Genomic DNA, 12,517 nt, shown 5'->3' with positions numbered 1-12,517 from the left:
ATCCTCAAACCCTGGCAGAATTCTTCGGCGTTGCGCCGTTGACGCGTGAAAGGCTTTGGCTACTGTGCCGGATATGAGCTTTGCTGACCGTATCACCCGCTATCCCATTGCTGTCGATCAGGTGCGTGCCGCCGATGTCGCCGGGCGTTTTTCCGCGCTGTCGCAACCGGTCATCGATCTGATTTTCGCGGTGGCGGGTAGCAGTCCCTATCTGGCGTCCCTGCTGGAAAAAGAGGCTGACTGGCTACCCGAAGCGCTGGAACATGACGATGTTGTCGCGCGTGAAACCGCCGATTTTCAGGAACTGGACGGCGAGGAACTGGGCATTGCCCTGCGGCGGGCAAAGCGACGTGTGGCATTGTTAAGTGCGCTTGCGGATATGGGGGGCGTCTGGTCGTTAGAGCAGGTGACCGGCACGTTGTCCGACCTTGCAGACCGCGCCGTGGATTTGGCGTTGCGGGTTCATGTCGCGCACGAAATCCGACGCGGTAAATTGCCAGCGACGCAGGCCGATACCGGCGGCATTTTTGCGTTGGCAATGGGAAAGGGCGGTGCAAAAGAGCTTAATTACAGCTCGGACATTGATCTGATCGTGCTGTTTGATGAAACCGCCTACGCGCCGGATGACCAACACGAGGCACGGGCTGCCCTGATCCGGGCGACGCGCAAGATGACGGCGACACTGTCCGATGTCACGGCACATGGATATGTTTTTCGCACCGATCTGCGCTTGCGGCCGGATGCCGCCGTGACGCCCGTCTGCATCTCGACCGCTGCCGCGCTGGCCTATTATGAAGCCGAGGGGCGCACATGGGAACGCGCTGCCTTTATCAAGGCGCGTGCGGCGGCAGGTGACGTTGTCGCGGGCGACCGATTCTTGCGTGAATTGCGTCCATTCGTTTGGCGGAAACACCTGGATTTTGCTGCGATTCAGGATGCCCATGACATGCGGTTGCGCATTCGCGACCACAAGGGACTTGGCGGCAAACTGGAAATCCCGGGTCATAACATGAAATTGGGGCGCGGCGGGATTCGCGAGATCGAGTTTTTCACACAGACCAGGCAGTTGATTGCTGGTGGTCGTGACTCTGATCTGCGGCAGCGGGATACGGTCGGTGGGTTGAACGCTTTGGCGGCGAAGGGGTGGGTTCCCGTCGATGTCGCCACAGAGCTGATCCAGCACTATCGCGAACATCGCGATATCGAACACCGTATCCAGATGGTGAACGACGCCCAAACGCACACCCTGCCTAAAGACAGCCAAGGCCTGACCACCATCGCCGCCATGATGGGGCAAGATGATGTCGCAGCGTTTTCCGACCGATTGAAAAACAGATTGGAACGGGTGCATGACCTGACCGAATCCTTCTTTGCGCCCAGTGAAGCGGCGGACGCGCCCGTCGTGCCTGCCGAAATGCAAGAGGTTATCGACCGCTGGCAAAACTATCCCGCCCTTCGTTCCACGCGTGCGCGGCAGATCTTCAAACGGGTCGAACCCGAGTTGCTGTCTCGTTTGGCCCATACCGGCCATCCCCAGGATGCGCTGGCCCGGTTCGATGGTTTTCTTGCCGGGTTGCCAGCTGGAGTTCAGCTGTTTTCGCTGTTCGAGGCGAACCCGCAATTGATCGAGCTGATCGCCGATATTTGCGGCACCGCACCCGCGCTGGCCTCTTACCTGTCGCAGCACTCGTCGGTTCTGGACGCGGTTTTGGGCGGCAGCTTCTTTGCGCCCTGGCCGGGTGCCGTGGGCTTGCGCGAAAGCCTGTCGCAGAATCTGCAACGGGCCCTGACGGCCCCCGATGGGGGGTATGAAACCGCGCTGGACACTGCACGCCGATGGTCGCATGAATGGCAGTTCCGCATTGGTGTACACCATCTGCGCGGCCTGATCGACGCGGATGAGGCGGCTGTTCAATATGCCGATCTGGCAGATGCCAGCATTGCCGCAATGTTCCCGATAACCGCCAGCGAATTTGCCGAACGGCACGGCCCGCCACCGGGACGGGGCGCGGTTGTTCTGGGTATGGGATCGCTTGGCGCGCGCAATCTGAATGCGGCTTCGGATCTGGATCTGATTGTGATTTATGATGCAGCTGGCGAAGAAAGCTCTGATGGGAAGCGGCCTTTGGCGACGCGGGCCTATTATTCGCGTCTGACGCAGGCGATGATCACCGCGATTTCTGCGCCGACTGCTGAAGGCCGGCTGTATGAAGTCGATATGCGCCTGCGCCCGTCAGGCCGCCAGGGGCCGGTTGCCACCTCGATTCAAAGCTTCGAAAACTACCAGTTGACCGAAGCCTGGACGTGGGAGCATCTGGCGCTGACCCGCGCCCGTGTCGTGGCCGAGGTCGGCGCCGATGGCCAAGCGCTTGCCCGCCATATCGAGGCGTTGCGCCTTGAAATTTTGCAAAGTCGCGGACGCGATCCACGCGTCATCCCCGATCTGGATGATATGAGAGAGCGGATATTCGTTGCCAAGCCAACGGATGGAACATGGGAAGCCAAGGTCGGGCCCGGACGCTTGCAGGATATCGAATTGCTGGCCCAATCCTTTGCGCTGCGTGCAGGCGATCCTGCACGTGGGGTTCTTGCGCAGTTGCGTGCCGGAAAGCGGGCAGCACTGATTGACGGGCCGATTGCGGACGATTTGTCCTCGACCTGGCGCTTCCTGTGGCGTCTGCAATGCTCGGGCCGGCTGCTAACGGCGAAACCACTGAACATGGAAGAGCTTGGAGCCGGTGGACAAGAATTTTTGCTGCGCGAGACCGGGCAAACATCGCTGGACGCGTTGCATCAGAAGCTGGATGAGCGGGTCGGGTTGGCTGCGGATGAAATAGCTGTGCTGATCGAGGCGGGCCGTAAAGAAGCCGAGGGTCAGTCCGGTCATTTGAATGGCGATTAGCCCTGCAATCTTTGGCGCGGCGGGGTATCGAGCTGACAGGTCGCTGCCGACAATCGCTGCTGGATCGCTGTGTCTGATATATCGGACAATGGGATGGCAGCTTCGCGATCTTCTCCGATCTGACCGATCAACTCGACGGCTATCGTGTTGTTGGGCGTGGGCTGCTGAACCAGAAAGTCGTTGGGCGCAAAGACGCCATGCTGGGTCTTGTCCCAATAAAACGGCCTTGCGACCACTTCATAGATTGCTTTCCACCCCGCCAGGCACCCCAAGGGGAAGTAAAGATGCAGCGTCGGCACCCAAGCCAGCAAATGCCGATGCTTGCTTCCCCGGACAGCCCAGAGACCCACTGCGATGCTGAGTAGTTCTGATGCGATGAACAGTGCGAGAAGCAGGGTCAGGGCAGCCCCGCCAAAGGCATTTTCCAACGGCGCACGCAACGGATGCGGTAGCCCGAGGGGCAGTAGCCAAAAGCTCCATAGCAACGGGGCCAGCAGATATTGCGAAACGCTGCCAAAGAACTGGATCTGAAACCCAAGAAAACGCCATGATCCAAGATCGCGCCACAGGGCAAGCGGGTCGCGCATGTGGACGCCCCATGTCATGGCGTAACCCTTTAGCCACCGCGAACGTTGTTTGACCCAGGGAAGTGCGCGGCAATTGGCCTCTTCATTGGTGGTCGTATCCAGAATTTCGGTGCGAAAGCCACGGCGGACCAGACGAACACCAAGATCCGCATCTTCGGTGACGTTCCAAGCGTCCCAGGCATCCACTGCCTCTAGGGCAGCGCGACGAAAGAACAGCGTCGTCCCGCCCAACGGAACCACGAGCCCAAGCTTTGCGACGCCCGGCAGCAACACCCGAAACCACGCCGCGTATTCGATCGTAAAGCAGCGGGACAACCAGTTGGTGGACGGATTATAATAATCCAGCACGCCTTGCAGACAGGCGACATCCTGAGGTGCAAAGTGGAAACCCCGGGCCACTTTGTGCAACTGATCCGGGTCCGGCCGATCCTCGGCATCCCAAATCCCAACGATTTCGCCGCGACAGAAGTTCAGGGCGTAATTCAGCGCGCGCGGTTTTGTCTGAATAGGGCCGGGCGGCACCTCAACGATGCGCATCCAGCGGGGCAGTTCCGTTGCCGCCAAGGTATTGCGGGTGACATCATCATCCGCTTCGATGACCAGGATGATATCGGTCAATTCACGCGGATAGTCCAGCCGGGCCAGACGCTTGACCAGCTTTCCGGCGATATCCTGTTCTTTGAACAGCGGAACCATGACAGAAATGACGGGCAATGGGCCTGACATTTCGTCGGTCGGTTTTCTGCGGCCCGCCAGAGCTTCGGCCTTTGCGCGATCATTGGCATTTTGCCGCAATGTCGCGATGAACGCCGCAAGCTTCAGCCCGCTTTGCGCGATCAGCGTCAGGGCAGTCCACCCCATCAGAAGCGACAGGATCAGCACGGGCGCGAACCACAGGCCCACCGCAAGCAGGAGCATAAGCGACAACGCCAGACGCGCCATTCGTCCCTCATTTCGCGTCCGACAGCTTTCATGGGCGGGCACGCGAAGTTCTGCGCGGCGGATCAGCGCGGTTCGGCGCGAGGAAAGGATGGAAGCCTGGGCCTGTTCCTCGCTGCACAGCAGCATTCGGATATGGCCGAAATGCGCCGGAAGCTGTTGACAGATATCGGCAAAGGCTTCGGGACGTGAGGTGGCAACCCATGTGATCCCGCCCAGACGACGCCAGGGCAAAATTCCATGGCGCAGGCAAAATTCAGCCCCGACATCGTCAATCAGTCTTGGATCGGCTGGTGTCCGGTCAGTATCTACAATGCTGCTGCGCCATTGCCGGGACAGGGCGTGCAACAGGGCTTCGGGCGTCACCCAACCCTGGGAAAGAAGGATCTGGCCAAGCCGGACCTTCTGTCGCTGGCGCATGACGACCGCTTTCAGCAGATTTCCAGAATCGACGGCGTTATCTTCCAACAGGATCCGGCCCAGTCGCTGTTGGCTATGCGCCGCACGGGCCGCGGGCAGTCTTGCCTCAAAACCACGCGATTTGTCGCGATCTGACAGGTTTTCTTGCAGTGAAAACACGCGTTCGGCCATGGGCATTCCCTCTTGGGTCGAACGGTTGTCGCATGGACAGGATTAACAGCAGGTTAAGCTCGAAACGACAAAAGGCGCAGATAGGATACCTGCGCCTTGGAAGCCTATGGGTGTTGGACGAATCAGCCGCGACGTTCGCGCATCGAATCGGCGAAGCGCTGGAACAGATACAAGCTATCTTGCGGGCCGGGCGCCGCTTCGGGATGATACTGGACCGAAAACACCGGCTTGTCCTGCACGCGGATGCCGCAATTGCTACCGTCAAACAGGCTGACGTGCGTTTCAAGCACACCTTCGGGCAGCGTCTGGCTGTCCACCGCGAAACCATGGTTCATCGAGGTGATTTCGACCTTGCCAGACTCGATGTCTTTGACAGGGTGGTTCGCCCCGTGATGGCCGTGGTTCATCTTGATGGTCTTGGCGCCAAGCGCCAGCGCCAGCATTTGATGGCCAAGGCAGATGCCGAAGATCGGCACGTCGCGGGCCAGCAGTTCCTGAATCATCGGAACAGCATATTCGCCGGTGGCAGCGGGGTCGCCGGGGCCGTTGGACAGAAAAACGCCCTCGGGGTTATGTGCCAGAACCTCTTCTGCGGTGGCCGTCGCAGGCAATACCGTCACATCCGCGCCATTCGCGACCAGCGACCGCAGGATATTGCGTTTCGCGCCGTAATCCAGCGCGACAACCTTGAAAGGTTTTGCTTCCGGGCTGGTGCCGAAGCCCTTGCCCCATTCCCATGCACCTTCGGTCCAGTGATAGCTTTGGGCGCAGCTGACGTCCTTGGCCAGATCAAGCCCGACCAGACCTTTCCAACCGCGGGCGCGAGCGATCATCGCCTCGATATCGAATTGACCGTCGGGGTTGTAGGACAGCACCACATGCGGGGCACCCTGTTGGCGGATCGCGCGGGTCAGGCGGCGTGTATCAATGGCGCCGATGCCGATACGGCCCCGACGCTCCATCCATTCGGCAAGCTCACCTGCCGCGCGCCAGTTTGATGGCTGGGTCGGATCCCAACGAACGACGATGCCGCTGGCGACGGGATCGGGCGCTTCGTCATCTTCAGGTGTGACCCCGGTATTGCCGATATGTGGGAAGGTGAAAGTGACGATCTGGCTTGCATAAGAAGGATCGGTCATGATCTCTTGATAGCCGGTCATCGCGGTGTTGAAGACCAGTTCGGCCACGACTTCGCCGGGTGCTCCGAAGCCCTGGCCGTAAAATACGGTTCCGTCGGCTAGCGCAAGGCAGGCGGTCGGTTTTATGGCCATGGTGGCACCTCTGTCTGAAAACAGCTGGTGAATAGGGGCAGCAGGGTCCAAGGTCAAGGCATTGAACCCGGTGTCTTGCCTTGATTAATCGTCAAGACCCACCTACATGGCCATCTTTCGCGCTTCTGCGTATGAAGCGCATCAGAAACAAGGTCGGAGAAACGACAATGGATTTGCGAGCCAAACTGCAAGCTTCGATCAAAGACGCCATGAAAGCCAAGGACAGCGCCCGTCTGTCAACGCTGCGCCTGATCGCTGCAGCCGTCAAGGACCGCGAGATTGCCCTGCGTGGCGGCGATAATAATGGCGAGCTGACCGACGCCGATCTGATGGCGATTCTGTCGCGCATGGTAAAGCAGCGTCAGGAATCGGCCAAAGCCTATGAAGAGGGTGGTCGTCTGGAACTGGCGCAGAATGAAGAAGACGAAATCAAGATCGTTCAGGAATTTCTGCCACGGCAGTTGGATGAGGCTGAAACCGCGACGGCGATTGACAGCGTGATTGGTGATCTGGGCGCGACCGGTATCCGTGATATGGGCCGCGTCATGGCGGAACTGCGCGAGCGTTTCGCCGGCCAGATGGACTTTGGCGCGGTTGGCCCAATGGTAAAATCTCGCCTTTTGAACTGAACCCTTGACGGGACGAAAACGTTGGTGGGCAGGAGGATTGTTTCATGCCCGCCAAATCCAAAGCTCAACAGCGCGCCGCAGGTGCTGCGCTTGCCGCAAAAAGAGGCGAAACCAAGGTCAGCGACCTGCAAGGTGCCTCTCGTGAGATGTATGACAGCATGACCGAAGCTGAGCTTGAGGACTTTGCCTCGACCAAGCTGGACGGATTGCCCGATCACGTCGAAGACGACTAGGGACCTTTTCTGCCGCCGGTCCAGAGTGGCCGCAGATTTTGCGCTTGTGCTTTTCATGTGCTGATCGAGGGGCCCTGCGCATAGACCGTGCGGGGCTCCTAACGCAGCCGTGATAGTCTGTCCTGAATTTCGTCACGCAGTGAACGACGTTCTGCCGGCGTCAGAAACACACCCAGTTCCAGTTCACGTTTACCGTCGCCAAGCGTCAGATAGTCCTCGACCGGGCCATTGCGCAGCATGGCGCGGACCCAATAGGGGTTTGTTTGCCATTCACGGTCGGGTCTGCCCGTGTCATGGCGGCGCAGATGCAGATTGGCGCGATCGAATTGCAGCACCTCAAACGTTTCGCCGCTGCGATAGGTGCGTTGAAACGCGAACCAGATGCCCCACAAAGCCAGCGCGATGAACGGCAACAGGCCCCACAGAACCATCGTGCCGATGACGGCCAACAAAGGCAAGCCGAGCAAAGCGGCCGTGATGGCGAAGAACCAGACAAAGCCGCGAATGGGCAGCGACCGATAGGGCCACAGGCGCAGTTCAAATGAAACGGCCCCGGAATCATCCGGGGCCGTATCTTTCCATTCATATGGCATCAGTGCGCGCGGCTATGATCCCAATCCTCACGTTTCGGAAGCTGCTCGAAAGTATGCTCCGGCGGGGGTGAGGGCAGGGTCCATTCCAGCGTGTCGGCGTATTCGTTCCAGTAATTATTCTCGGTCACGCGCTTACCTGCGAACAGGGTGTAGAACACGATGCCGATGAAGAAGATGAACGAGGCGAAGGACAGATAGGCGCCCAGCGAGCTGATATTGTTCCAATAGGCAAACTCGACCGGATAGTCGATGTAGCGGCGGGGCATGCCCTGACGGCCCAGGAAATGCTGCGGGAAGAAGGTCAGGTTTGCACCGATGAACATCATCCAGAAATGCAGCTTGCCGGCCCATTCGGGATACTGACGGCCCGACATCTTGCCGATCCAGTAGTAGATGCCAGCAAAGATCGCAAAGACTGCGCCCAGCGACATCACATAGTGGAAGTGGGCCACGACGTAATAGGTATCGTGATAGACACGGTCCAGCGGCGCCTGCGACAGCACCACGCCGGTCACGCCGCCGACGGTGAACAGGAACAGGAAGCCAAAGGCCCACAGCATCGGGGTTTTGAACTCGATCGAGCCGCCCCACATGGTCGCGATCCACGAAAAGACCTTGATGCCGGTGGGGATGGCAATCGTCATGGTGGCCAGCATGAAGTAGCTTTGCTGGGTCAGGGACATGCCGACGGTATACATGTGGTGCGCCCACACGACAAAGCCCAGCACGCCGATCGCGATCATGGCCAGCACCATCGGCAGATAACCGAAGATCGGCTTCTTGGCGAAAGTGGCGATCACGTGGCTGATGATGCCAAAGCCCGGAACGATGATGATATACACCTCGGGGTGGCCAAAGAACCACAGGATGTGCTGATACAGGATCGGATCACCACCGCCAGCCGGGTTGAAGAAGTTGGTGCCGAAGTTGCGGTCCATCAGCAGCATGGTGATTGCGCCTGCCAGAACCGGCAGCGCCAGCAGGATCAGCCAGGCCGTCACAAAGACGGACCATGCGAACAGCGGAACCTTGAACAGGGTCATGCCGGGGGCGCGCATGTTCAGGAAAGTGGTGATGATATTGATCGCGCCAAGGATCGAGGATGCGCCCGAAACGTGGACGGCGAAAATCGCCAGATCCATCGAATAGCCGCCCTCAAGCGTAGATAGTGGAGGGTAAAGAACCCAACCAACGCCGGAACCCATCTGGCCGCTGCCACCCGGAGCCAGCAGCGATGCGATGCCCAGTGCCACGCCGCAGACATACAACCAGTAGGACAGGTTGTTCAGGCGCGGAAAGCTCATGTCCGGCGCACCGATCTGCAGCGGCATGAAATAGTTGCCGAAGCCGCCGAACAGTGCCGGAATCACCACGAAGAACATCATCAGGACGCCGTGATAGGTGATCATCACGTTCCACAGATGGCCGTTCGGGGTGCAGGTTGCGGTGGCATCCGCGATGAAACGCGCACCTTCCGCACACATGTATTGCACGCCCGGATGCTGCAATTCCATCCGCATATAGACCGTGAAACTGACCGAAATCAGACCCACGATGCCAGCGGTGAAAAGGTAAAGAATACCAATGTCCTTGTGGTTGGTGGACATGAACCACCGGGTAAAGAACCCGCGTTGGTCGTGATGGTCGTCGTGGCCGTGAGCGGCTGCGTCTGCCATACCCGAACTCCCTCAAAATCTCGTCATGCCGGTCGGGCGGACCGGCGTCATCACGCTTTCTTTAGACCAGCCACCGCGACCCGGCAATCCATCACGGTGCTTTGAACGCCGTAAGCGACCCGACTGTGCCCGATTGGTCGCCTGATCCAAGCCTGTCGGCAGGATAGCCTTATTGGGTCGCAGTGTCACCTGACGTGCATTCCTGCGGCTCGGCATCATCCATCAGGTTGTCCAGCATGGCGCCATCGCCCTTGGACCACCATTCATATTCGCCCGACACATAGCGTGCACCAGAAGCCGACACGACATTCACGAAAACCCGTTCGGTCCCGTCGATCGGGATCAGGGCAAGGGAATTGGCCGCGCCGTTCACATATTGCACCCGGAACGGCTCGCCACCCGCGCAAACGTAGCTGGTCGAGGTCACGCTGGTTTCCTCGCCTGTCGCAAACTGAACGATAACCGCTGCGGCACCGACCGAGGGTGAGATTGCAGCGCAAGAAGCGGCGATGAAGGAAAGAAATTTCTGCATGTTATGTCCAAAAACTATAATCGCCCGCAAGGTTGGTTGCGGGCGGTCAGGGGAAACGGATTGGTTTATTGCGCCGGCGCATCGGGCGAAACGGTCGCCAGATAAGCGGCCATATCGGCCTGATTGGCGTTCAGGCGGAACGTCATCTTGCTGCGCGCGCCTGAATCGCCGGTTTTTTCCTCAAGCCATTCGGTCGGGTTGGTGAGGTAACCGACCAGATCTTCCTGGGTCCAGACCATGTCCGGGTTCATCTCGGCCAGTTCCTTGATGCCTGCGCCGTAATTGAACCCTTCTTGCGATGCGATCTTGCGACCGACGATGCCCCACAGATTCGGCCCGGTCTTGCCACCACGGACGATTTGTTCGCCTTCAGGCGATTCGATTGCGTGACACGCCTTGCATTTGCGGAACTCGGATTCGCCAACGGATGCATCGCCAGCCGACTGTGCAACTGCGGGTATGGCTAGGGTGGCCCCAAGCAGGGTGCCAAGGATCAGATGTTTCATAACCACTCCTTGCTGATCTGGGCCACATGAGGGCCACGATCATGTATATGCCTTTGAAATTCCTTTGCCACCCCTGTGGTCGGCCATAGCTGAGATTGTGATGTGGGGGGCGCAGATCAGCCGAAGACGCGGCCGAAACTGTCTTGCAGCGCGACATCAAGATCGCTCATCGTGACCGGCAGGCCCAGATCGACAAGGCTGGTGACACCGTGGGCCGAAATGCCACATGGCACGATACCGCCGTAATGGGCCAGATCGGGTTCGACATTGACGGCGATGCCGTGAAAGCTGACCCATTTGCGAAGCTTGACCCCGATGGCCGCGATCTTGTCTTCCCGCATCGAGCCGTCAAACAGGGGGGCTTTTTCCGGGCGCGCCACCCAAACCCCGACGCGGCCTTCGCGAATTTCGCCGGTCACGCCGAATTCGGCCAGGGCCGCGATCACCCAGTTTTCCAGCTTTTGCACAAAGGCGCGGACATCGCGACCACGCTTGTTCAGGTCCAGCATGACATAGGCCACGCGCTGTCCCGGCCCGTGATAGGTGTATTGACCACCCCGCCCTGTGGCATGGACAGGAAAGCGTGCGTCCAACAGATCGGTGTCTTTTGCGCTGGTTCCGGCGGTATAAAGCGGCGGATGTTCGACCAGCCAGATCAGTTCATCGGCGTTGCCAGCATGAATTGCGGCGACGCGCGCCTCCATGAAGGCAACTGCGTCGTCATAGCCTGTCAAACCGTCTGCGATGATCCATTCCACCATGGCGGGGATGTGATCCTTTCACGCGCGCGCGTCAAGCCGGGGAAGCGAAGGGGAAAGATTGCGAATGCCGAAAAACCCTCTTTTCAATCGCCGACGCCTCGGCTAATACCCCGCCACTGCCCGGATGCGGTCGTGGCGGAATTGGTAGACGCGCAGCGTTGAGGTCGCTGTTCCTTAACCGGAGTGGAAGTTCGAGTCTTCTCGACCGCACCATTTCACAAACTCGGTTTGTGAATCGGCAGTATGTCAATCCTGTATGCCGACCATCAGCTTCGTCGCCTCTCGATCATTTTCGAGACGATCGGGGACATGACGATGACCAGCACGATCCGCAGCAGATGGTGGCTGATCACATAGGGCAGGTCCGCGCCGACGATAATCGCGATCACGACCATTTCGGCCTGACCACCCGGCAAGAACGCCAGCAGGGCATCCAGACCGGGCGCAAGACCCAGTTGCACGACGATCTCAAAGAAAACCAGCGTCAGGCAGGCAAGGAGCAGGGAATAGACCACTCCCGCGGTGACATAGATGCGCAGCTCTTTCCCGGTGATGCCCGCGTATTTCGCGCCCACCGCGATGCCCAGAACGAATTGCGCGGCCTGAATGAATTCAGCCGGTGGACGTTGGGTGATGACACCCGTCAGGGACAGCACCGTGGTCAGGATCATCGGACCTAGGATCGAGGCGCCGAACAGCCCGACACGTTCGGCGATTTTCCAGCCAGCGATCCCTGCGGCTATCATGATGATCAGTTGAATCGGGTCCGACTGTGTGATCGAGATGCCGGGCGGCCGCGTCAGGTCGACCTGCCAGTAAAGCTGCATGATCAGCGGCGCGACCGTCACGATCACCAACACGCGGGTCGCGTGGATCAGCGACAATGCGCGGACGTTGCCGCCGGCCTCTTCCCCGAAAACCAGCATGTCCTGCAAGCCACCGGGCATGGCGGAATACCATGCGGTTGCGTGGTCAAAGCCAAAAACGCGGCGAAAGAACGGATAGCCGACGGCTGCGATAACGGCGGTAAAGATCACTGCGATGCCCAGCGACGCCGCGATATCGGGCAATTGGTAAACCACCTGCGGCGTGATCGAGGCCCCGACCGCGACGCCAAGGATCGTGCGCATGATGGTCGTGACAAGCCCAAGGCCTTGAAGGGGTGCCCCGGCAAGCGCGGCGACAAGGCAGATCAGCATGGGGCCAAGAAGCCAGGGCAATGGCAGGCCAAGAGCGACAAAGCCAACCGCTCCGATCAAAGCCAGCAGAACCGTCATAAGCTGATGTCGTTTCACCC

Annotated in this window: 11 protein-coding genes and 1 tRNA gene; 4 read left to right on the top strand and 8 right to left on the bottom strand. The window is 59.2% G+C overall.

Annotated elements, in window-relative coordinates:
- The first annotated feature begins 73 nt into the window (after window positions 1-73).
- The gene (locus H4P12_RS11220; protein WP_187793755.1) at window positions 74-2,902 is read left to right on the top strand and encodes a [protein-PII] uridylyltransferase family protein; all 2,829 of its coding nucleotides are present in this window, start codon (window positions 74-76) and stop codon (window positions 2,900-2,902) included.
- Here H4P12_RS11220 and H4P12_RS11215 read toward each other — a convergent pair.
- Both H4P12_RS11215 and carA read right to left on the bottom strand, forming a co-directional pair.
- Window positions 2,899-5,019 carry a glycosyltransferase gene (locus tag H4P12_RS11215; protein ID WP_187793754.1) on the bottom strand — a complete coding sequence of 707 codons (2,121 nt, stop codon included), beginning with the start codon at window positions 5,017-5,019 and terminating at the stop codon, window positions 2,899-2,901. The genes H4P12_RS11220 and H4P12_RS11215 overlap by 4 nt on opposite strands.
- Before the next feature lie 122 nt (window positions 5,020-5,141).
- Window positions 5,142-6,290: a glutamine-hydrolyzing carbamoyl-phosphate synthase small subunit gene (gene carA, locus H4P12_RS11210; RefSeq protein WP_187793753.1), complete on the bottom strand. Its 1,149-nt coding sequence runs from the start codon at window positions 6,288-6,290 to the stop codon at window positions 5,142-5,144.
- Window positions 6,291-6,457: 167 nt separating this feature from the next.
- On the opposite strand from carA, the gene H4P12_RS11205 reads away from it, so the two are divergent.
- Both H4P12_RS11205 and H4P12_RS11200 read left to right on the top strand, forming a co-directional pair.
- Window positions 6,458-6,919, top strand: coding sequence for a GatB/YqeY domain-containing protein (locus H4P12_RS11205; RefSeq protein WP_187793752.1), 462 nt, complete (start codon window positions 6,458-6,460; stop codon window positions 6,917-6,919).
- A 44-nt stretch (window positions 6,920-6,963) separates the two neighbouring features.
- Entirely contained in the window at window positions 6,964-7,152 is a 189-nt protein-coding gene (locus tag H4P12_RS11200) for a DUF3008 family protein (protein ID WP_187793751.1), read from the top strand.
- A 98-nt stretch (window positions 7,153-7,250) separates the two neighbouring features.
- Here H4P12_RS11200 and H4P12_RS11195 read toward each other — a convergent pair whose 3' ends face one another.
- The 5 genes from H4P12_RS11195 to lipB form a co-directional block, all read right to left on the bottom strand.
- Complete coding sequence (locus tag H4P12_RS11195; RefSeq protein ID WP_187793750.1) at window positions 7,251-7,745, bottom strand: DUF2244 domain-containing protein; 495 nt, start codon at window positions 7,743-7,745, stop codon at window positions 7,251-7,253.
- Window positions 7,745-9,421 carry a cytochrome c oxidase subunit I gene (locus tag H4P12_RS11190; RefSeq protein ID WP_187793749.1) on the bottom strand — a complete coding sequence of 559 codons (1,677 nt, stop codon included), beginning with the start codon at window positions 9,419-9,421 and terminating at the stop codon, window positions 7,745-7,747. The genes H4P12_RS11195 and H4P12_RS11190 overlap by 1 nt, the downstream gene beginning before the upstream one ends.
- 169 nt (window positions 9,422-9,590) lie before the next feature.
- Window positions 9,591-9,953, bottom strand: coding sequence for an MliC family protein (locus H4P12_RS11185; protein ID WP_187793748.1), 363 nt, complete (start codon window positions 9,951-9,953; stop codon window positions 9,591-9,593).
- Window positions 9,954-10,018: 65 nt separating this feature from the next.
- On the bottom strand, window positions 10,019-10,459 hold the full coding sequence (locus H4P12_RS11180) for a c-type cytochrome (protein ID WP_187793747.1): 441 nt from the start codon (window positions 10,457-10,459) through the stop codon (window positions 10,019-10,021).
- 116 nt (window positions 10,460-10,575) lie between these two features.
- Window positions 10,576-11,220: a lipoyl(octanoyl) transferase LipB gene (lipB, locus tag H4P12_RS11175; protein WP_187793746.1), complete on the bottom strand. Its 645-nt coding sequence runs from the start codon at window positions 11,218-11,220 to the stop codon at window positions 10,576-10,578.
- Window positions 11,221-11,346: 126 nt separating this feature from the next.
- On the opposite strand from lipB, the gene H4P12_RS11170 reads away from it, so the two are divergent.
- Window positions 11,347-11,433: transfer RNA gene (locus tag H4P12_RS11170), tRNA-Leu, on the top strand.
- Between the two features lie 53 nt (window positions 11,434-11,486).
- Here the strand turns inward: H4P12_RS11170 and H4P12_RS11165 are convergent.
- Window positions 11,487-12,497 (bottom strand): AbrB family transcriptional regulator, encoded by a 1,011-nt coding sequence (locus H4P12_RS11165; RefSeq protein ID WP_187793992.1) that lies wholly within the window; start codon window positions 12,495-12,497, stop codon window positions 11,487-11,489.
- Window positions 12,498-12,517: the final 20 nt, after the last annotated feature.

Source organism: Paracoccus amoyensis (genome assembly GCF_014490725.1).
Lineage (GTDB): Bacteria > Pseudomonadota > Alphaproteobacteria > Rhodobacterales > Rhodobacteraceae > Paracoccus > Paracoccus amoyensis.
The sequence above is the reverse complement of the archived record's forward strand: the minus strand, read 5'-3'. Positions and strand labels throughout refer to the sequence as shown.